At 63.2% G+C, this 20,367-nt stretch carries 16 protein-coding genes; 12 read left to right on the top strand and 4 right to left on the bottom strand.

The window, feature by feature from the left end; genetic code table 11:
• The first annotated feature begins 265 nt into the window (after positions 1-265).
• From ACWTU9_RS15195 to ACWTU9_RS15175, 5 genes are all read left to right on the top strand, one after another.
• Positions 266-1,183, top strand: a complete 918-nt coding sequence (locus ACWTU9_RS15195) for a DUF2497 domain-containing protein (RefSeq protein ID WP_455858983.1) — start codon at positions 266-268, stop codon at positions 1,181-1,183.
• 222 nt (positions 1,184-1,405) lie between these two features.
• On the top strand, positions 1,406-4,189 hold the full coding sequence (locus tag ACWTU9_RS15190) for a valine--tRNA ligase (protein ID WP_455858982.1): 2,784 nt from the start codon (positions 1,406-1,408) through the stop codon (positions 4,187-4,189).
• Positions 4,190-4,547: 358 nt separating this feature from the next.
• On the top strand, positions 4,548-5,783 hold the full coding sequence (locus ACWTU9_RS15185; protein WP_455858981.1) for an outer membrane protein transport protein: 1,236 nt from the start codon (positions 4,548-4,550) through the stop codon (positions 5,781-5,783).
• A 288-nt stretch (positions 5,784-6,071) separates the two neighbouring features.
• Positions 6,072-7,796, top strand: coding sequence for a dihydroxy-acid dehydratase (gene ilvD, locus ACWTU9_RS15180; protein ID WP_455858980.1), 1,725 nt, complete (start codon positions 6,072-6,074; stop codon positions 7,794-7,796).
• Complete coding sequence (locus ACWTU9_RS15175; RefSeq protein WP_112564806.1) at positions 7,783-8,607, top strand: tetratricopeptide repeat protein; 825 nt, start codon at positions 7,783-7,785, stop codon at positions 8,605-8,607. Before ilvD ends, ACWTU9_RS15175 begins: the two co-directional genes overlap by 14 nt.
• A 28-nt stretch (positions 8,608-8,635) precedes the next feature.
• Here the strand turns inward: ACWTU9_RS15175 and ACWTU9_RS15170 are convergent, their stop codons facing one another.
• From ACWTU9_RS15170 to erpA, 4 genes are all read right to left on the bottom strand, one after another.
• Positions 8,636-8,890 (bottom strand): hypothetical protein, encoded by a 255-nt coding sequence (locus ACWTU9_RS15170; protein ID WP_454587753.1) that lies wholly within the window; start codon positions 8,888-8,890, stop codon positions 8,636-8,638.
• 116 nt (positions 8,891-9,006) lie between these two features.
• Positions 9,007-9,801, bottom strand: coding sequence for an exodeoxyribonuclease III (gene xth, locus ACWTU9_RS15165; RefSeq protein ID WP_455858979.1), 795 nt, complete (start codon positions 9,799-9,801; stop codon positions 9,007-9,009).
• Positions 9,802-9,807: 6 nt separating this feature from the next.
• A complete protein-coding gene (locus tag ACWTU9_RS15160; protein WP_455858978.1) occupies positions 9,808-10,200 on the bottom strand; it encodes a VOC family protein in 393 nt (130 codons plus the stop codon).
• Between the two features lie 4 nt (positions 10,201-10,204).
• Positions 10,205-10,552 (bottom strand): iron-sulfur cluster insertion protein ErpA, encoded by a 348-nt coding sequence (gene erpA, locus ACWTU9_RS15155; RefSeq protein ID WP_455858977.1) that lies wholly within the window; start codon positions 10,550-10,552, stop codon positions 10,205-10,207.
• Positions 10,553-10,628: 76 nt separating this feature from the next.
• On the opposite strand from erpA, the gene ACWTU9_RS15150 reads away from it, so the two are divergent.
• From ACWTU9_RS15150 to ACWTU9_RS15120, 7 genes are all read left to right on the top strand, one after another.
• The gene (locus ACWTU9_RS15150) at positions 10,629-11,843 is read left to right on the top strand and encodes a deoxyguanosinetriphosphate triphosphohydrolase (protein ID WP_455858976.1); all 1,215 of its coding nucleotides are present in this window, start codon (positions 10,629-10,631) and stop codon (positions 11,841-11,843) included.
• 62 nt (positions 11,844-11,905) lie between these two features.
• The gene (gene argS, locus ACWTU9_RS15145; protein ID WP_455858975.1) at positions 11,906-13,669 is read left to right on the top strand and encodes an arginine--tRNA ligase; all 1,764 of its coding nucleotides are present in this window, start codon (positions 11,906-11,908) and stop codon (positions 13,667-13,669) included.
• A 103-nt stretch (positions 13,670-13,772) separates the two neighbouring features.
• Positions 13,773-17,093 carry an SPOR domain-containing protein gene (locus tag ACWTU9_RS15140; RefSeq protein WP_455858974.1) on the top strand — a complete coding sequence of 1,107 codons (3,321 nt, stop codon included), beginning with the start codon at positions 13,773-13,775 and terminating at the stop codon, positions 17,091-17,093.
• A gap of 133 nt (positions 17,094-17,226) precedes the next feature.
• Positions 17,227-18,246, top strand: a complete 1,020-nt coding sequence (gene nagZ / locus ACWTU9_RS15135) for a beta-N-acetylhexosaminidase (protein ID WP_455858973.1) — start codon at positions 17,227-17,229, stop codon at positions 18,244-18,246.
• 62 nt (positions 18,247-18,308) lie between these two features.
• Positions 18,309-19,112, top strand: a complete 804-nt coding sequence (locus ACWTU9_RS15130) for a segregation and condensation protein A (protein WP_454587956.1) — start codon at positions 18,309-18,311, stop codon at positions 19,110-19,112.
• Positions 19,109-19,882 carry an SMC-Scp complex subunit ScpB gene (scpB, locus tag ACWTU9_RS15125; protein ID WP_455858972.1) on the top strand — a complete coding sequence of 258 codons (774 nt, stop codon included), beginning with the start codon at positions 19,109-19,111 and terminating at the stop codon, positions 19,880-19,882. Before ACWTU9_RS15130 ends, scpB begins: the two co-directional genes overlap by 4 nt.
• Before the next feature lie 180 nt (positions 19,883-20,062).
• The gene (locus tag ACWTU9_RS15120; protein WP_023667688.1) at positions 20,063-20,284 is read left to right on the top strand and encodes a twin-arginine translocase TatA/TatE family subunit; all 222 of its coding nucleotides are present in this window, start codon (positions 20,063-20,065) and stop codon (positions 20,282-20,284) included.
• The last annotated feature ends 83 nt before the right edge of the window (positions 20,285-20,367 follow it).

Below are 20,367 nucleotides of genomic sequence, written 5' to 3'. Positions count from 1 at the left end.
AAGGGCTTCGGTTCGGAGCCAGGTCTAAATTGTTGAAATCCCGCGTCTCCCGAGATTGGGGATTCTCGGATGGCAATCCGTCGGCTACGCTGTCGCCATGATTCGTGCCCGGCTTTTGCCGGACTGGCAATCTTGGAACGGGTCACTACAGCGCCGCGCGTCCGATTGGACGCGCAAGGACGCTGTAGCACTTGGATTTTGCGCATGATCCTGTCCGAAAATCGAACCGATTTTCGGGGTCATGCGCGGGGCGGCGGATGTGACGATGGCGACGGCAAGCAGCGCGCAGCGCGAACCTTCCATGGAAGAGATACTGGCTTCCATCAGGAGGATCATCGAAGACAGCGACACCGGCCGCAAACAGCCCGGTGACGCCGATGAGTTGCGCCAGGACCTAGCGCCCGCCGCCGGGCCGGACTCGGATGTCGAAGCCTTCCGCAGCGAGTTGCACAGCGCGGCCGAAAGCAAGAAGCCGGTGACGCTGGCCGAGGTACAGGCCCAACTGGCCGAACCTGTGGTGACGCGGCTGGAGCCGCGTTCCGAGCCCGCTCCGGTGAAGCCCGCCACGCCGGCAAATCCGGTCCCTACGACCGTCGCGCCGCCCGCGCAGGCACCGATGACCCTGGCGGAAGTGAGCGCCAGAATCGCCAGCGAGTCTGCTCCGGCGGCCAGGGCAGAAGCGCCGGCACGGCCGAAGGCGGAAACCACCGATTCGATCGTTACCGATTGGCGGCGCGAAATTGCCGCCGTGGGCAGCCAGGCAAAGCCCGCCGAAGTGGCCAAGCCGCTGGAAATCAGGCCGCAAGAGGTCAGGCCGCAAGAAATCAAGCCGCAAGAGACCGGGGAGCGGCAGGCTGCAGCAGACGAGATCGACGCTTTCGAGGACGAACTCGCGGCCGAGCCGACTTTCGAGCCTCGTCCTTCGCGCAGCGAGCAGGCGCACCAGGCCGATGCAACGCCGGTTCGCCCGGCGATCGTTTCGGAACACACAGGACGACAGGTCGCCGCAGCCTTCGGCGAGCTCTCCGACGCCTTTGCCAGCCGCAGCAAGAAGACCTTCGACGAGATGGCCGAGGAGATGCTGCGGCCGATGCTGCAGGATTGGCTGGACAATAACCTGCCGACGCTAGTCGAGCGCCTGGTTCGCGAGGAAATCGAGCGCGTCGCGCGCGGCGCGCAGTAGGGTTCGCGCCTATTCCGGATCAAAGCGCTGCCCTTGGGCGGCGCTTTTTCGTTGCGGGTCAGGTTGAGCCGAGCCTTGTGGCCAGGGCGCGCCCAGGCCTGTTGCCTCGATCTATACCGCCCTATCTATGGCTGGTACCGTTGGCCGCCTGCGGTTGACTTGGCCAAAACCTTCCGATTTACACCGAACCAGCAAAATCCCGACAGCGCGGACCACTTTCCCATGCTTGAAAAGACCTACGACGCAAAGACCGTCGAGCCGAAGATCGCCAAAATCTGGGAAGAGGCGGACGCATTTCGCGCCGGCGCCGGCGCCGAGGAGGGGGCGGAAGCCTTCACCATCGTCATCCCGCCGCCCAACGTCACCGGCTCGCTGCATATGGGCCATGCGCTCAACAACACGCTGCAGGACATCCTGGTGCGCTTCGAGCGCATGCGCGGCAAGAACGTGCTGTGGCAGCCGGGCATGGACCATGCCGGTATCGCCACGCAGATGGTGGTCGAACGCCAGTTGATGGAAAAGCAGATCCATCGCCGCGATCTCACCCGTGAACAATTCATCGAAAAGGTCTGGGAGTGGAAGGCCGAGTCAGGCGGCGCCATTTTCAACCAGTTGAAGCGGCTCGGTGCCTCGGCCGACTGGTCGCGCGAACGCTTCACCATGGATGAGGGCCTATCGAAGGCTGTGCTCGAAGTGTTCGTCACGCTCTACAAACAAGGGCTGATCTACAAGGACAAGCGCCTTGTGAACTGGGACCCCAAGCTCTTGACGGCGATCTCCGATCTGGAGGTCGAGCAGCAGGAGGTCAACGGCAACCTCTGGCATTTCCGCTATCCCGTCGAAGGCGAGACGTACGACCCGGAAAACCCTGCGACCTTTATCACCGTGGCGACGACGCGCCCGGAGACGATGCTGGGCGACACGGCGGTTGCCGTGCATCCCGATGACGAACGCTACCGGCATCTGGTCGGCAGGAATGTCGTGCTGCCGATCGTCGGCCGAAAAATCCCAGTCGTGGCGGACGAGTACTCCGATCCGGAAAAAGGATCCGGCGCGGTCAAGATTACGCCGGCGCACGACTTCAACGATTTCGAAGTCGGCAAGCGCCACAAGCTGCCGGCAATCAACATCCTGACCGTCGAGGCCGCCATCAAACTGAGGGATAACGAGGACTTCCTCGCCGGTCTTGAGGTGACGCCGGAGCGCCAGGCCGTCTGGGATGAGCTCGACGGCCTCGACCGTTTCGTCGCTCGCAAGAAGGTTGTCGAGCTGATGGAGGCCGGCGGCTTTCTCGACAAGGTCGAGCCGCACCGCCACGCCGTGCCGCATGGCGACCGGGGCGGCGTGCCGATCGAGCCGTTCCTGACCGAGCAATGGTATGCCAATGCCGCCGAGCTGGCCAAGCCGGCGATCGCCTCGGTGCGCGAGGGCCGTACCAATTTCGTGCCGAAGAACTGGGAAAAGACCTATTTCGACTGGATGGAGAACATCCAGCCCTGGTGCATTTCGCGCCAGCTGTGGTGGGGTCACCAGATCCCGGCCTGGTACGGGCCGGACGGTCGCGTGTTCGTCGAGAAGACCGAGGAAGAGGCGCTGGGCGCCGCTATCGAATATTACCTGGCGCTGGAAGGGCCTTGGAAAGCTTGGGTCGAGGAAAAGCTCGAGAATTTCGAGCCGGGTGAAATCCTGACCCGTGACGAGGATGTGCTCGACACCTGGTTCTCCTCGGCGCTGTGGCCGTTCTCGACGCTGGGCTGGCCGGATCACGCGCCCGAGCTGAAGACCTATTACCAGACCGATGTGCTCGTGACCGGCTTCGACATCATCTTCTTCTGGGTCGCCCGGATGATGATGATGGGCCTGCACTTCATGCACGAGGAGCCGTTCCACACCGTTTATGTGCACGCGCTGGTGCGCGACAAGAACGGGCAGAAGATGTCGAAGTCGAAAGGCAACGTCATCGATCCGCTCGACCTCATCGACGAGTTTGGCGCCGACGCGCTGCGCTTCACGCTGACGGTGATGGCCGCACAAGGGCGCGATGTGAAGCTCGATCCGGCGCGCATTGCCGGCTACCGCAATTTCGGCACCAAGCTGTGGAACGCGACGCGCTTTGCCGAGATGAACGAGGTCGCGCGCAATGATGATTTCTGGCTGAACGACGCCAAGCTGCCGGTCAACCGCTGGATCCTGACAGAGCTGACCAGGGCGTCGCACGCGATCACCGAGGGGATCACCTCATACCGCTTCAACGAAGCTGCGGGCGCTGCCTACCGCTTCGTCTGGAACCTGTTCTGCGACTGGTATCTGGAACTGTTGAAGCCGGTGTTCATGGGCACCGACGAGGCGGCCAAGGCGGAAAGCCGCGCCTGTGTCGCCTTCGTGCTCGACGAAATCTACAAGCTGCTTCACCCGATGATGCCGTTCATGACCGAGGAATTGTGGGCGCAGACGGCCGGCGACGGCCAGACGCGCGACTCGCTGCTTTGCCACGCCGCCTGGCCGTCACCGGACTTCGAGGACGCCGATGCAGCCGCCGACATCAACTGGCTGGTTGATCTCGTCTCCGGCATCCGCTCCGTGCGCTCGGAGATGAACGTGCCGCCGGCGGCGATCGCGCCGCTGGTGGTGGTCGGCGCCAGCGCCGAGACCCACCAGAGGCTGGAACGCCACGCCTCCGCCATCAAGCGGCTGGCGCGGGTCGGCGATATCTCGCTGCAGGACGCCGCACCCAAGGGCTCGGCCCAGATCGTGCTCAACGAGGCGACGATCTGCTTGCCGCTCGGCAGCCTGATCGATCTCTCCGCCGAGGCGGCGCGGCTGCAGAAGGAACTGGCCAAGGTGACCGAGGAAATCGCGCGGCTGCACAAGAAACTGTCGAACGAACGATTCGTCGCCAGCGCGCCGGAAGAGATCGTCGCAGCCGAGCGCGAAAAACTCGACGAATACCGCGATCAGCAGGAGAAGCTTTCGGTGGCGTTGACCAGGGTGCGCGAAGCCGGTTGAGCACCGGATTCGCGAGGCGCCGACAAGCGTTTCGCGACGGCTCTTTTGCCCAATAAACAGGCATTCCGTTGCGTTAATATTGACGTAAACGGAAAGTTTCAGCCCCATTGTTGCCATAATGTAACAATCGGGAGGAATGCCGGCAAAACAGCCGGATTTCGTGCCGTTTTAAGCGTTTCTTTCTGATTTCTTTCCTAATGTACCTCCCGAATGGCCATTTTTGGACCTGCTGGCCAGGCCGCCTCTGTGTTCGAAATGCGGTCCGCAAGAGTGTACGTGTACGCTATGTGATTTCATTGTTGCACCGTTAACCTGAATTGGTTCTAGCTTGACGCACTCGTATTCGGGGAGGACATCCATGAACAATTTGCGTTTGAAAACACTGCTGGGGGCGGGGTGTTTTTCGCTGGGCTTGATCGGTTCCGTGCATGCCGGCGGCATCGAGCGCGGTGGCTACGACATAGACCTTCTGTTTGATCCAGCTCCGTTCGCCACGGAGGCCGAGGCGACTTATGTGATGCCAGAGCGCAAGCTCAAGAACGCGGTCGATACCGATCCGAGTGACGGCAATCTTACATTCCTGGGCAGCACGGCGAAAGACAGCAAGAGCTACTGGGTGCCGCGCATCGGCGTCAAGGCCGAGGTCGTCAAGGGGGTCGACTGCATGTTCGACTATTCCCAGCCGTGGGGCGCGCACACAAATCCGGGTCTGTGGGCTGGTGCCGAGTCCAACATCGAAACCGACATCAAGAGCAACAACTACGCCGGCACTTGTTCTTACAAGATGGATGCCGGCAAAGGCCAGGTTCGCTTCATAGGCGGCGTCTATTACCAGGAAGTCTATGGCTTCAAGGAAGACCTGGTGTCGCCGCTGGTGCCGGGTTTCCAGGGAACCGGCCGTGTTGATCTCAAGGGGACCGGCTGGGGCTGGCGCGTCGGCCTTGCCTATGAAATCCCAGAAATCGCGCTGCGCGCCAGCCTCGTCTACAATTCGCGGGTCAAGCTCGACAACATCTCGGGCACGCTGGACCTGACGCATGTTGGCCTTGTCGTGCTGCCGATCTACGGCGCGACGGAGTACATGCCGGACACGGTCGAATTGAAGTTGCAGTCAGGCATTGCGCCCGGCTGGCTCGCCTTCGGCTCGCTCAAGTGGGTCAACTGGAGCCTGCTGCAGAGTGTTCCGATCTGCGTCCAGGGCACTCCCGCTGCGCTGTGCGTTACGGGTGATGATCTGCATTCAGGCCAGATTACCTCGCTGGACCTGATGTATCGCGACGGCTGGACGGTCACGGGCGGCATCGGCCACAAGTTCAACGATGAGTGGAGCGCGGCCGGCCAGCTTTCCTGGGATCGTGGCACATCACACGGCTATGGCTCGCAGACCGACACTTGGACGCTGGGCGGCGGCGTCGCCTACACGCCTTCGCACAATATCGAAGTGCGTCTGGCGGGCGCGGTCGGCGTCCTGACCAGCGGCCATTCAGGGGTCGTGAATGGCGACAACGGTTACCAAGCCGGCACAGACGTCAGCTATGATTTCGGCAACGATCTGGTCACGGCCATTTCTGGCGGCGTCAAGATCAAGTTCTAAGGCTCTGAAAATCCACACAAAAGGCAGGGCTTTTGCCCTGCCTTTTTCGTTGACGCACGGTGTCGTGCCGTGCCGCAACGCGCCGGCGTTGCAAATCCCTCATCACTTTCGCCTCTCGCGATTGTGACGTTTTGGCAACAGTTCCCGATCAACCCCCCGCGCTACGGTTCCTCCCGACCAAATTGCCCATTTCCCGCCATAAACCCGGCGCACCTCGAATTTGTCTCGGGACACGCGCCAAAAGGCTCGGCGATGAGGCAGGCCGCACCGCCCGCGGCAAGGAAGAGTATGGACGCCAGAGTCATTTCCAAGGCCAAGCTGCCTAGCCGCCATGTGACCGTCGGTCCGGCGCGTGCGCCGCACCGTTCCTATCTCTATGCCATGGGCCTGTCGGCAGCCGAGATCGCGCAGCCGCTGGTCGGTGTCGCCTCCTGCTGGAACGAAGCCGCGCCCTGCAACATCTCGCTGATGCGACAGGCACAAGTGGTCAAGAAGGGCGTCGCGGCCGCCAACGGCACGCCGCGCGAATTCTGCACCATCACCGTCACCGACGGCATCGCCATGGGCCACCAGGGCATGAAGTCGTCGCTGGTGTCGCGCGACGTGATTGCCGATTCGGTCGAACTCACCATGCGCGGCCATTGCTATGATGCGCTGGTCGGCCTTGCCGGCTGTGACAAGTCGCTGCCCGGCATGATGATGGCCATGGTGCGGCTCAACGTGCCGTCGATCTTCATCTATGGCGGCTCGATCCTGCCCGGCAGCTATCGCGGCCGGCAGATCACCGTGCAGGATGTGTTCGAGGCGGTCGGCCAGCATTCGGTCGGCACGGTCAGCGATGCCGAGCTGCTCGAGATCGAACAGGCCGCCTGTCCGTCGGCCGGCTCCTGCGGCGCCCAGTTCACCGCCAACACCATGGCCACTGTCGCCGAGGCGATCGGCCTGGCGCTGCCCTATTCCTGCGGTGCGCCGGCGCCTTACGAAATGCGCGACCGCTTCAATTTCGCCTCCGGCGAAAAGATCATGGAGCTGGTCGCCAAGAACATCCGGCCGCGCGACATCGTCACGCTGAAGGCGCTGGAGAATGCGGCGACGGTGGTCTCGGCCACCGGCGGCTCGACCAATGCGGCTTTGCACCTGCCGGCCATTGCGCATGAGGCAGGCATCAAGTTCGACCTGTTCGACGTCGCCGCGATTTTCGAGAAGACGCCTTACATGGCCGATCTCAAGCCGGGCGGCAAATATGTCGCCAAGGACATGTTCGAGGCCGGCGGCATTCCGCTGCTGATGAAGACGCTGCTCGACCACGGCTACCTGCATGGCGACTGCCTGACCGTGACCGGCCGTACTTTGGCCGAAAACATGGAGCACGTTGCCTGGAATGATAGCCAGGATGTGGTCCGTCCCGCCAACCGACCAATCACCCAAACCGGCGGTGTCGTGGGCTTGAAGGGTAACCTTGCCCCCGAGGGTGCGATCGTGAAGGTCGCGGGCATGACGGAGCTGAAATTCTCAGGCCCGGCACGCTGTTTCGATTCGGAAGAGGAATGTTTCGAGGCGGTCACGCACCGCAACTACCGGGAAGGCGAGGTTCTCGTCATCCGCTACGAAGGTCCGCGCGGCGGCCCGGGCATGCGCGAGATGCTGTCGACGACGGCGGCTCTCTACGGCCAGGGCATGGGAGGCAAGGTGGCCCTCATCACCGACGGCCGGTTTTCGGGCGCGACGCGCGGCTTCTGCATCGGCCATGTCGGACCCGAAGCTGCCGTTGGCGGCCCGATCGGACTGTTGAAAGACGGCGATGTGATCTCGATCGATGCAACCAAAGGCACGATCGAGGTCGATCTGTCCGAGGCTGAACTGGCAACGAGGGCGAAGACCTGGAAGGCGCGCACGACCGACTATCAGTCGGGCGCGATCTGGAAATACGCACAGACGGTGGGGCCCGCCCGCGACGGCGCGGTCACCCATCCCGGCGGTGCCAAAGAAACACATTGCTATGCGGATATCTGAGTTGTTGAGGTCGTCTGTCCTTCCGGCACTGGTCGCTGTTGCGATCTTTGGCGCCGTGGGCCAGGCCATGGCCTTCGACGACAAGGTGTTCGACGACAAGACCGGCGTGAAGCCGCAGTCGAGCCCGTGGGCCGTGTTCCAGTTCGGCTTCTCCGCCTACAAGAGCGGCCACAAGGAACAGGCGGTCGAGGCGTATAAATACGCCGCCGAGAACGGCCAGATCGGCGCCACCTGGAAGCTCGCGCGCATGTATGCCGAAGGCGACGGCGTGACCCGCGATGACTATGCGGCCTTCAAATTCTTCTCCGAGATCGTCGACCAGGATGTCGAGCCGGGGTCGCCGGAGGAAAGCTATGTCTCCGACGCGCTGGTGGCGCTGGGCGACTATCTCAGGACAGGCATTCCCGGCAGCCCGGTCGAGGAAAACGAGGTCGCGGCGCAGGAATATTACATGCGCGCAGCCGCCAACTACCGCAATCCGAACGCCCAGTTCGAGATGGGCCAGATGTTCCTGAAGGGCGAGGGCGGCGTGAAGGCCAGCGTCAAGCAGGCCGGCCGCTGGTTCCAGCTCGCCGCCGAAAAAGGCCATGCCGGCGCCCAGGCGACGCTTGGCAATCTTCTGTTTCAGAGCGGCAAGATCGTGCGCGGGCTGGCCATGATGACGGCCGCGCTCGAACGCGCCTCGCCGGCCGACCAGCCGTGGATCCGCGGCATGCAGGAAGAGGCGTTTGCCGCCGCCGGCGAAGCCGACCGCCGCACCGCCATATCGCTGGCTGACGACATCCTGACCAAGGGCGGCGGCGACCAGTAAGGTTGCCCGCCTCAAAACAATCGGAAAATCAGTTCTCGATCGGCTCGGTCGGCACCGCTCTGCGTACCGGCATTGAGATTGGCGTGACGCGCAAGTGAGGCTTCATCGTGCTGTCAGGGCAGGTGTCGCCGATCTTCGTCCATGAGGTGTTGTTGAGCACCAGATCGCAGCGGGCCATATGGCTCTGGTCGGAAACCGTCAGGCAAGCGACTTGGCCTACCTGGTAGGACTTGCCATTGGCCAGGCACTGCTGGTCGGCCAAAGCGGCTGCAGGTGCAGCCATGGCAAATGCCAAGCCGATCGGACAAAGAAGGAATCGTATGGTCATGGAACCCCAGCCGCCATGCTGATGTCCGACTGAATGGCGCGATTGTGGCGATATCAGGGTTTCGGCTGATCTCAGGCCGGCTGCAGCGCCAGATCGATCGCCACCGGCACATGGTCGGAGGGTTTTTCCCAGGCGCGCACGTGCTTTTCGATCGAGGCCGAGGAAAAGCGGTTGGCGGCCTCGGGCGACAACAGCAGATGGTCGATGCGAATGCCGTTGTTCTTCTGCCAGGCGCCGGCCTGATAATCCCAGAAGGTGTAGACATCGGCCGTGTCGGTGACGGCGCGCACCGCCTCGGTGAAGCCGAGGTTCTTCAGTCGGCGGAAGGCTTGCCGCGTCTGCGGCTGGAACAGCGCATCGCCCAGCCAGTTCTCGGGGAAGCGCGCGTCGATCGGCTCGGGGATGACATTGTAGTCGCCAGCCAGCACCAGCGCCTCTTCCAGAAGCAGGCGCTGCTCGGCCCAGCGATACAGCCGGTCCATCCACGACAGCTTGTAGGGGAATTTCTTCTCGTCATCGATCGGATTGCCGTTCGGCAGATAGAGCGAGGCGACGCGCAGCGCGCCCTGATCGGTCGAGAACACGCCCTCGATGAAGCGCGCCTGCTCATCCGTGTCGTCGCCCGGCAGGCCCCTTCTGACCTCGTCGAACGGCAGCTTCGACAGCAGAGCGACGCCGTTAAAACCCTTCTGGCCATGGGTTTCGACATTGTAGCCAAGCGCCTCGATCTCGGCGCGTGGGAACTGCTCGTCGACCGTCTTGATCTCCTGCAGGCAGACGATATCGGGCTGGCTTTCGCTTAGCCAGTGGGTGAGGTTGCCGATGCGGGCGCGAACGCCGTTGATGTTCCAGGTGACGATTTTCATGCAGCCTCAGGGATGTTCGGGCGGGAGACGTTCGACAAGCCCGATCGTATTGCCTGCCGGGTCCTTTAGAAAGGCCATCCACTCGCTTTCCCCCGCCGGGCCGAACGTGCCTTCGGCATCGTTGTGGACGAGTGCAGGCGGTGCGGTGAAGGGAACGCCGGATGCTTTCGCCTCGGCATGGAAGGTTTCGAGGCCTGCAATATCGAGATAGACGGTACCTGCCGGCACGCCATCGGTGAACAGCAGGCGCACGTCGCCGGCCATAATAAAGGCCATGCCGGGCGGATCGTATCGGGCGTGAACTCCCAGGCCGAGCACATCGCGCCAGAATGCCAGCGTGACATCGAGATCGCGCCCGGCCGACAGGGCGACCTGACGGACCGCGCCGATGGCAGGCATCTGACTAGATGGAAAAACTGGTGCCGCAGCCGCAGGAGGCGACTGCATTGGGGTTGCGGATCTGGAACGACTGGCCCATCAGATCGTCGACGAAGTCGATGACCGAGCCTCCCATATAGACCAGCGACAGATCGTCGATCAGCACGGTGGCGCCGTCCTTCTCGATTGCGACGTCATCGTCATTGCGCGTGTCGACCAGATCGAACTTGTAGGAAAAGCCGGAGCAGCCGCCGCCCTCGACGGAGACGCGCAGGGCCGTCTTGCCGGCTTCGCCAGAGACGATTTTCGCGATCCGCCTGGCGGCGGACTCGGTCATTTCGACTTTCATGGCACTCTTGGCATCAGCGCCCATGGGCGTCACCTTGCTTTCGGTTTCACATGATAGGTATGAAGCGGGAAGGGGCAAGTCAACTGCGGCGGCATCGGCCATGACAAATGAGCTTGGCGACATTGGGTTCGGCTATCGGCCGCGCGCGGCCTATGCCAGCGATCCCGCCAAGTCGCGCGGGCGGCTCTATGACGAGGTCGAGAGTCCGACGCGCACGCCGTTCCAGCGCGACCGCGACCGGATCATCCATTCCACAGCGTTCCGCCGGCTGAAGCACAAGACACAGGTGTTCGTGGCGCATGAAGGCGACCACTATCGCACCCGGCTGACGCATTCGATCGAGGTGGCACAGATTGCGCGCGCTCTGGCGCGGGCGCTGCGCGGCGATGAGGATCTGGCCGAGGCGGTCGCCCTGGTCCACGATTTCGGCCACACGCCGTTCGGCCATACCGGCGAGGACGCGCTGAACGAGCGAATGACCGAATGGGGCGGCTTCGACCACAATGCCCAGTCGCTGCGCGTGGTGACGCGGCTGGAACGGCGCTATGCCGAGTTCGACGGGCTGAACCTGACCTGGGAAACGCTCGAAGGCCTGGTCAAGCACAATGGCCCGCTGACCGACGCCAAGGGAAAAGGCCTCAAGGGCCCGGTGCCGCAGGCGATCCGGGATTATTCGCAGCTGCACGACCTCGAACTCGACCGTTTCGCCGGTATCGAGGCGCAGTGCGCGGCGATCGCCGACGACATTGCCTACAATACCCATGACATAGATGACGGCCTGCGCTCCGGCTTCCTGACGCTGGACATGCTGGAGAAGGTTGCCCTGCCGGGATCGATCCTTGAAGGCGTGCGCGCACGCTATCCCGGCCTTGACGATGTGCGCACCGGCCATGAGCTGATGCGCCGGCAGATCACGATGATGGTCGAGGACGTCATCGTGTCGACCACCGCCAATTTGGAGCGCATCAAGCCTGACAGCGCTGAAGCGGTGCGGGCGGCGGGCGAGACGATGGTGACGTTTTCCGCCGGGATGGCGGCGAGCGAGAAGGAATTGAAGGCGTTTCTCTACAAGCACCTCTACCGGCATGACGAGGTGATGCGCGTGCGCGGCGATGCCGAGCAGATCGTGCGCGACCTGTTCGACGTCTATTTCGCCGATCCGCGCGCCATGCCGGATGGCTGGCGTGAGGGGCTCGACCGGGCCGAAGACCGCATCAAGGCGCGGAGCGTTGCCGATTTCCTGGCGGGGATGACGGACACTTACGCCTTGAAGGAACACCGCCGTCTGTTTGACCATACGCCCGATTTAAGCTAGGGCGGGCGCGATTTGCCGGCCAACGAGCCGGTTCTCCTGCACAGTCCGCCAGAGCAAGACCCATGAACATCTTCGCCGATTTCAGCGCGCGAATCACAAAAGCCGTCGAAGCGCTTGATTTGAAAGACAGTAATGGCGCTACGCCCGACCTGTCGCGCATTGCCGTCGAGCCGCCGCGCGACGCCAGCCATGGCGATCTCGCCACCAATGCGGCGATGGTTCTGGCCAAGCCCACCGGGCAGAACCCGCGCGCGCTGGCCGAACGGCTGGTGGAGGTGCTGCGCGCTGACGCCGATGTTTCGGCCGCCGAAGTGGCCGGTCCGGGTTTCGTCAATCTCAGGCTCAAGGACGCTTTCTGGCAGGCGCATCTGACCGCGCTGCTCGGACAGGGCCGCAACTACGGCCGCTCGACCATCGGTGGTGGCCGCAAGACCAATGTCGAATATGTCTCGGCCAACCCGACAGGGCCGATGCATGTCGGCCATTGCCGGGGTGCGGTGGTCGGCGACACTCTGGCCAATCTGATGGCCTTCGCCGGCTACGACGTGACCAAGGAATACATCATCAACGATGCCGGCTCGCAGATCGACGTGCTCGGGCGTTCGGCCTTCCTGCGTTACCGCGAAGCGCTCGGCGACGACATTGGCGAGATACCGGCCGGTCTCTACCCTGGCGATTATCTGGTTCCGGTCGGCGAGGCTCTGGTTGCTGAATTCGGCCGCAAGCTGTTGCAGATGCCGGATGACGAGGCGCTGGCCATCGTCAAGGACCGCACCATCGATGCGATGATGGCGATGATCCGCTCGGATCTGGCGCTGCTCAACGTGCATCACGATGTGTTCTTCTCCGAGCGCACGCTGCATGCCGACAATGCCAGGAAAATCCGCTCGGCGATCAACGATCTGACGCTGAAGGGCCATATCTACAAGGGCAAGCTGCCGCCGCCCAAGGGCGAAAAGCCGGACGACTGGGAAGACCGCGAGCAGACTTTGTTTCGGTCGACCGCAGTTGGCGACGACATGGATCGGGCGCTGGTCAAGTCCGACGGCTTGTTCACCTATTTCGCCGCCGACGTCGCCTATCTCAAGGACAAGGTCGATCGCGGCTTTGTCGACCTGATCTATGTGCTAGGCGCCGATCATGGCGGCTATGTCAAACGGCTGGAAGCCTTGGCGCGGGCGATTGCCGGTGATGATCTGAAGCTCCAGCTGACGGTGCTGCTGTGCAATCTGGTGAAGCTGTTTCGCGATGGCGAACCGGTTCGGATGTCGAAGCGCTCGGGCGACTTCGTCACACTGCGCGAAGTGGTGGAGGAAGTGGGCCGCGACGCCATCCGCTTCATGATGCTCTACCGCAAGAGCGATGCGCCGCTCGACTTCGACTTCGCCAAGGTGACGGAGCAGTCGAAGGACAATCCTGTGTTTTACGTGCAGTACGCCTCGGCGCGCTGCCATTCGGTGTTCCGGCAGGCGAGCGAGCAACTGGGCGAGGCCAATTTCGACCGCAAGAGCCTGGCCGCCGCCTCGGCGTCGCTTACCGATGAGGGCGAGATCGGGCTGATCCGGAAGCTGGCTGAATATCCCCGGCTGATTGAATCGGCGGCTCTTGCGCTGGAGCCGCACAGGCTGGCATTCTACCTCTACGATCTCGCCTCCAGCTTCCATGGGCACTGGAATCGGGGCACCGAGAATCCAGACTTACGTTTTGTTAAGGTTAACGACCGACAATTGACTCATGCCAGACTAGGGCTGGTGCAGGCTGTTTCGGATATTTTGACCTCCGGCCTGACGCTGATTGGGGCTGATGCGCCCGCCGAAATGCGTTAGGTTTGACTAAAACACCTGTCACCATTTGCCCACATTGCGCTGGTAAGGGCCAACCCTACGCGACGTCCATGGCGTCCGAATGAGTGCGAGTTCGGGAACAATAATGGCAGACAGAACCCAGCTGAGAGCAGCCGACAACAACGACATCGACCAGGATGATCCGTTCGCAGAACTGACCAGGATCATGGGTTTCGATCCGCGCCAGCCGGTCAAGCCACAGGCGCCAGCCGTCGAGAAGGCTGCGGACGAGGGTGATTTCGACATCGACCTCGAGAAGGAGTTGATGGGCGAATTCGGCGACGACCTCACTTCCATGGAGGTCAGCCAGCCGGCTCCCGAGGTTCACCAGCCTGCCGCCGAGATTCGCGAGCCGGCTTTCGAAACCGCCGATGCCGCGATGGACGATGCGCTCGCCGCTTCGCTGGACCATGATTTCGTGTTCGACGATGCTGCGGATCATGATTTTGGCGTTCTCCCGCAGGCTGCGGCGGTTGCCGTCGAGCCCGCGTTCGAAGAACCTGTATTCGATGACGATTTCGACACTGCTGTCGCCAGGTCGCTGGAAAACGTGTCACCGCTCGAAGACGACCTGCCGATGGACGACGAGCTTGCCGCTTCGCTCGAGCAGGGATTGCTGCTCGACGACGATGCGACGGGTGATGTAGCCCATGTCGCCGAAGTTGCCGCGCCTGCCCACGACGTCGCATTCGACGATGATTTCGACAATGCCGTCTCGCTGTCGCTGGAAGACGAGTTGATGCTGGACAGCCATGTGCCGGCGCAGGAGCAGTATGCCGCTCCGGAAGCCGAGGCCCCGGTTCATGTCGTCGACGCCGGCGACCACGCGGTTGCCGATGAGGGCTTTGCCGGTCATTTCGAAGACGCAATGGCCGATGTCGACATGGATTTCGCCGCCCAGGATTTCGAGCCTCAGGCTTTCGAAGCTCAGCCTGTTGAAGCCGAGGATCCGGCAGAGCGCGATCAGGACGTCAGTGATCTCGAGGTCAGCGCGCCGGTTGAGATGGACGCGCCGGAAGCCGATGAGACGCCGGCCTGGACTGCGGAGGCCGGCCCCTCCCATGAGGCTGAACATGAGGCATTCGACGATTTCGATCTGAGCATCGACGATGCGGTTGCCGACCAAGAGCCGGTCGCCGAGGTCGCCGCCGCTCCGGTGCAGCCAGCCTCGGACGTACCCGCTTATGTGGCGCCCGCTGTTGTGGCGCCCGTCGTTGAGGCGACCCCGGCCGCGCCGGCCGCCGATGAACGGACATTGGAAGATGAACTCAACGCGCTGCTTGGCGCGATGACCACACCACGGCCGGCGCCAGTCATCGAGCCCACAAGAGCCTATGAGCCTGTCGTGCCGGTGCAGCGGTCCGCTGCGGCTCCGGCGGCTCCCGCCGATAATCTCGATTGGGACCTGGACGAACACGCACCTGCGCAGGTTCCTCAGGCCGCCGCGGCCCAGAACGATGCCGATTTCGGTGATCTGCTTGCGGAGGAACTCGAGGGGGAGGAGCCCGAGATCGAGTTCGACGATCATGCCTTCGATGCGGCCTTGGCCAAGGGCATCGATCTCGGTGATGACGACACAGCCGCACCTGTTACTGGCGACTGGCGCTCGACGCCGCCGGAGCCGGCGCGTTCATGGAGCCGCGTGACCCCGACCCCCGGCAACCCTTCTTTCTCAGTGCAGCCGCAACCTTCGTTTGCAGCGCAGCCTCAAGCTTCTTTTGCAGAAAAGCCTTCGATGCCGCCGGCGGAAGCGCCAACCTATCGCGACCAGCCGATCGCCGCCGCCTATGTGGCGCCGGCGACAACGCGCCAGGCGCCGCCTCCGGCTTATGACGAGATGCCGGATGTCGAGACGGTCGATGTGCCGGAGCGTGTGGTGGCGATCGCCGACGACCTCGACATTCCCGAGCTCAGCTTCCAGGAAGACGAGCCGGCGGCCTACGACGATATCGACGCCGAATTCGCCGGTCTGCTCACCGACATGAATGCGGTGGAAGCGGCGCCGCCGCCTGCGGCCACGCGCAGCGCCGCTTATGACGACGATTCCTATAGCTCCGGCTTCAGTTCTGGCCACGACTTCGACCAGCGCGCCTATGCGGCGCGGCCGGCAGAAGCGCCTGTGGCCGCAGCGCAACCTTCTTATGCTGGTGCTGCTGGCGGCTTCGCCGTGGACGATCTGCCGGGCAGCCGGCCGGTTTCGCAGGCTGACGATTTCGCGGTCGACGAGCTCGACTATGATCCGGATCTGGACGAGGCGATGGCGTTGCCAGGCCCGGCCGAGCAGGAAGCTGCAAGGCCGCGCAGGAGCGGCCTGTTGGTCGCCGGGGTCGTTGCTGCGGTGGCGATTGCGGGTGGCCTTGGCGCCTTTGCCTTGTCCTTTGGCGGCAACGGCGGCACCGACGCTCCGGTGATCGTCAAGGCCGACAACACCCCGATCAAGGTCAAGCCGGAAAATCCCGGCGGCGCCGTGGTGCCGAACCAGGACAACAAGGTCTATGACGCGGTCGCCAAGGGCACCAAGCCGGCCGAGCCGGTGCAGGAGAAGCTGGTCACCAACACCGAAGAGCCGGTCGATGTGAAGGCGCAGGAACCGGAAAGCCGCGTCGTCGATCTTTCACCCGACGATACCGATGCTGCCCCGGGCACCGACGCCGCCGGCAACCCCGATGCTGCAGGCAATCCCGACGCGGCCGCGGCACCGGCACCCAAGTCCGAGGACCGCATCGCGCAGGTTCTGCAGGAAGCCGACAAGAACCCCGATACGGTGGCCGTTGCCCCGCGCAAGGTGCGGACCATGGTGGTCAAGCCCGACGGCTCGCTGGTGGCACGTGAGGATCCGACGCCGGCCGCACCGCAAATTGCGGCGGCCGAGCCGCTTGACCCGGCGCCGCAGCATGTCGCCCCGTCGGCCGATGCCGAGCAAACCGGCACCGTGGCGCCGGCCGCCGATCAGGCAAATGGCGACCAGGCTGGTGCCGAAACCGCCAAGCCGGTCAAGCCGGTGAAGCCGGCGGCTGCACCGAAGGTTGAGACGCAGTCCGCCAACACGCCGCAGACGGTTGCCGTGGCGCCGCAGCGCCCGTCCGATCAGCCGGTCGACGTGGTCGGTGAGGTCAAGCCCGACCAGGTTGCCTCCATTCCGGCGACGGCCGCGACAACAGGCGGTTCGTGGTCGATGCAGATTGCTTCGCAGCCGACGGTCGAAAGCGCCCAGGCCAACTATGCGGACCTGCAGCGCCGCTATGGCAGTGTGCTCGCTGGTCGCACCGCCAACATCGTCAAGGCGGAGATCGCTGGCAAGGGCACTTTCTACCGCGTCCGCGTCCCGGCGCAGTCGCGCAACGATGCGATCAATCTGTGCACCAGCTACAAGGCTGCCGGCGGCAACTGCTTCGTGTCGCGCTAAGACCTGATCCAATCATCGAAGCCGGCGCGTTCCCAAGGGTCGCGCCGGCTTTTTCATGTGGATGGACGAGGGGTTCAGGTGCTTGCGGCCCAGGGTGATTCCCTTTGACGGCGCGAAGCCCTAAACTCAGGGGATGACCGAATCAAAATCCATGATCCTCGGCTGTGCCGGGAAATCGCTCACCCGCGACGAAATCCGTTTCTATCGCAATGAATGCCCCTGGGGCTTCATCCTGTTTGCGCGCAACATCGGCGAGACCGAGCAGATCCGCGATCTGGTTGCCGAGATGCGCGACTGTATCGGGCGCCCCGATGCGCTGGTGTTCATCGACCAGGAGGGCGGAAGGGTGCAGCGCCTGCGGCCGCCGCTGGCGCCGAACTATCCGGCCGGCGGCGCGCTCGGCGCATTGTGGCGCAAGGACCACGACGCCGGCACACGCGCCGCCTGGTTGATGGCGCGGCTGCATGCCTTCGACCTGTTGCGCTACGGCATATCGGCCGACTGCCTGCCGGTGCTGGATGTGCCGATCGAGGGCGCCAGCGACGTCATCGGCGCGCGCGCCTACGGCAAGGAACCCCGCCCGGTCATCGAACTTGGCCGCGCCGCGGCGGAAGGGCTGATGTCGGGCGGCGTGCTGCCGGTGATGAAGCACATTCCGGGTCATGGACGCGCCTTTGCCGACACGCATTTCGAACTGCCTGTCGTCGATGCCTCGCTGAGCGACCTGCAGCGGCATGATTTCGCCCCGTTTCGGGAGCTTAGCCATCTGCCGATGGCGATGACGGCGCATGTCGTCTACAGCGCCATCGATCCGAACAACCCGGCGACCACGTCGGGCAAGGTCATCGACGAGATCATCCGCCGCGAGATCGGCTTCGACGGGCTCTTGATGAGCGACGATACCTCGATGAAGGCACTTTCTGGGGATTTCCCGACAAAGGCGGCCTCGATCCTTGCGGCGGGCTGCGATCTGGTCCTTCACTGCAATGGCGTTTTCGAGGAGATGGCGGGCATCGCATCGCGAACCACGGGACTTGAAGGCACGTCGCTGGAACGCGCCAAGCGGGCGCTGACCTATATAAGGGATCGCGACCGGGCCGACGAAACCGAAATACGCGCCGAGTTTGCCACCTATTTCGACGCGGTGGCCTAGACCAAAGGAAGCAGAAGTAAGTGGCGGAAACATTGGACAGCAAGGCTGCGAAGGCCGCACCGATGGACCGTCTGTGGGCCGAGAACGACGATTCACGCGTCACCGGCGATCCGTCGCTGGTCGTCGATGTCGCCGGCTTCGAAGGTCCGCTTGACCTTCTGCTGCACCTTGCCCGCACCCAAAAGGTCGATCTGGCGCGCATTTCGATCCTGGCGCTGGTCGAGCAGTATCTGGCCTTTGTCGAGACGGCGAGGGCGCTGAGGCTCGAGCTTGCCGCCGACTATCTGGTGATGGCGGCGTGGCTGGCCTTCCTCAAGTCGAAGCTTTTGATCCCGAAACAGCCCGGCGAAGAGGGCGAAAGCGGGGAGGAACTGGCGGCGGTGCTGCAGTTCCGGCTGAAGCGCCTGGAAGCCATGCGCGACGCGTCGGCCAGGTTGGTCAACCGGAACCGGCTCGGCCGCGACGTGTTTGCCCGCGGCATGCCGGAAATGGTCATCGTCGAGAAGCGCAACGCCTATTCTGCCTCGCTCTACGACCTTCTCACCGCCTATGCGCAGCAGCGTCAGAAGCAGGCCATCACCAATGTGACGATCGCCAGGCGCGGCGTCTGGTCGCTCAAGGACGCGCGCGACGTCCTGGCCCGGCTGATGGGGTCGCTGAGCGACTGGACGGCGCTCGACAGCTTCCTGATCGAGTATATGACCAGTCCGGAAGAACGCCGCACGGCCATCGCCAGCTCGTTCGCCGCAACACTGGAAATGGTGCGCGAGCGGCAGATCGATGTGCGGCAGGACCAGGCGTTTGCGCCGATCTATCTGCGCGACCACCGGGAGCCGGCAATCAAAGCAGTCGAGGTGGCATCATGAGCGAACGCGGCAACGCTTCGGTCATTCCGTTCAAGGTCGAAGAAGAGACGGAGGAGGGCATTATCGCCCAGGACCCGACTGAGACCCAGAACTCGCCCATGAATCCTGGCGAACGGCTGCATATGGCGGAAGCCGTGCGCATGGCCGAGGCGATCGTATTCGCCAGCGCCGAGCCGGTCAGCGAAAAGCAGCTCGCAGCCAGACTGCCTGATGGCATCAACATAGCCGCTGCCATGGCCGAGCTGCAGCAAATCTATGCGCGGCGGGGGGTCAACCTGGTGCGGGTCGGCGACGCCTGGGCATTCCGCACGGCCGGCGATCTCGCGTTCCTGATGAGCCGCGATACGGTCCAGCAGCGCAAGCTTTCCCGCGCGGCGCTCGAAGTGCTGGCGATCATCGCCTACCACCAGCCGGTGACGCGCGCCGAGATAGAGGACATCAGAGGCGTCGAGACCTCGAAGGGCACGCTCGACATGCTGCTCGAAACGGAATGGGTGCGGATGCGCGGCCGCCGCCGCACGCCCGGCCGTCCGGTCACCTACGGCACGACGGACACATTCCTCGACCATTTCGCGCTCGAGGAGATCCGCGATCTTCCCGGCATGGACGAACTGAAGGGAGCGGGACTGCTTTCGGGCCGCATGCCATCGAATTTCGCCATCCCGCTGCCGCCGGCCGACCCGGATGCGTTGACCGAGGACGAGGATGCGCTGACCGACATCGACCTTGAGGAACTCGGCCTGCTGACGCCGCGCGTCACGGAAGATTGACCGCAAGCCGCTGTCAAAAAGCTGCATTGCGGCTGTAGATGCGCCGATTGGTAGCGGGCAGCTTTGCCGAAAATGCGTGACATGAGCCGCGCCTTCATAAACTTTGTCGCTGTTGTGTTTGAATCCCAACGCGAAAACGCATAGATCATCGCCAGGGAAAACATTCGAGAGAGAGTTACAATGGGTTCATTTTCGATTTGGCACTGGATGATCGTGCTGGTGATCGTGCTGCTGGTGTTCGGCCGCGGCAAGATCCCCGAGCTGATGGGCGACATGGCCAAGGGCATCAAGAGCTTCAAGAAGGGCATGGCCGACGACGATACCGCCGATGACAAGCGCACCGTCGAGCACCGTCCCGACGAGACCGTTTCGGCAGTGAAGGAAAAGGCCAGCAAGAGCTGAGCCCAAGGTTGTTGCTTTTGTGCAAGTCGTTGTCCCAAAACCGCTTCGCACTTTTGGGCGACAAGCACTAGTCGGAACTGATT

The sequence above is a fragment of the Mesorhizobium sp. 128a genome, from assembly GCF_053848025.1.
This window is presented reverse-complemented; position numbering and strand designations above follow the sequence as displayed.

Bases quoted from the DNA above. Each gene is read 5' to 3' on its own strand.
- ACWTU9_RS15185 (WP_455858981.1), top strand. From the start codon at position 4,548: ATGAACAATTTGCGTTTGAAAACACTGCTGGGGGCGGGGTGTTTTTCG.
- ACWTU9_RS15170 (WP_454587753.1), bottom strand. From the start codon at position 8,890: ATGGCTGCACCTGCAGCCGCTTTGGCCGACCAGCAGTGCCTGGCCAAT.
- xth (WP_455858979.1), bottom strand. From the start codon at position 9,801: ATGAAAATCGTCACCTGGAACATCAACGGCGTTCGCGCCCGCATCGGC.
- ACWTU9_RS15175 (WP_112564806.1), top strand. From the start codon at position 7,783: ATGCGGATATCTGAGTTGTTGAGGTCGTCTGTCCTTCCGGCACTGGTC.
- ACWTU9_RS15120 (WP_023667688.1), top strand. From the start codon at position 20,063: ATGGGTTCATTTTCGATTTGGCACTGGATGATCGTGCTGGTGATCGTG.
- argS (WP_455858975.1), top strand. From the start codon at position 11,906: ATGAACATCTTCGCCGATTTCAGCGCGCGAATCACAAAAGCCGTCGAA.
- ACWTU9_RS15130 (WP_454587956.1), top strand. From the start codon at position 18,309: ATGGACCGTCTGTGGGCCGAGAACGACGATTCACGCGTCACCGGCGAT.
- ACWTU9_RS15195 (WP_455858983.1), top strand. From the start codon at position 266: ATGGCGACGGCAAGCAGCGCGCAGCGCGAACCTTCCATGGAAGAGATA.
- ACWTU9_RS15140 (WP_455858974.1), top strand. From the start codon at position 13,773: ATGGCAGACAGAACCCAGCTGAGAGCAGCCGACAACAACGACATCGAC.
- ACWTU9_RS15190 (WP_455858982.1), top strand. From the start codon at position 1,406: ATGCTTGAAAAGACCTACGACGCAAAGACCGTCGAGCCGAAGATCGCC.
- scpB (WP_455858972.1), top strand. From the start codon at position 19,109: ATGAGCGAACGCGGCAACGCTTCGGTCATTCCGTTCAAGGTCGAAGAA.
- nagZ (WP_455858973.1), top strand. From the start codon at position 17,227: ATGACCGAATCAAAATCCATGATCCTCGGCTGTGCCGGGAAATCGCTC.
- ACWTU9_RS15150 (WP_455858976.1), top strand. From the start codon at position 10,629: ATGACAAATGAGCTTGGCGACATTGGGTTCGGCTATCGGCCGCGCGCG.
- ilvD (WP_455858980.1), top strand. From the start codon at position 6,072: ATGGACGCCAGAGTCATTTCCAAGGCCAAGCTGCCTAGCCGCCATGTG.
- ACWTU9_RS15160 (WP_455858978.1), bottom strand. From the start codon at position 10,200: ATGCCTGCCATCGGCGCGGTCCGTCAGGTCGCCCTGTCGGCCGGGCGC.
- erpA (WP_455858977.1), bottom strand. From the start codon at position 10,552: ATGGGCGCTGATGCCAAGAGTGCCATGAAAGTCGAAATGACCGAGTCC.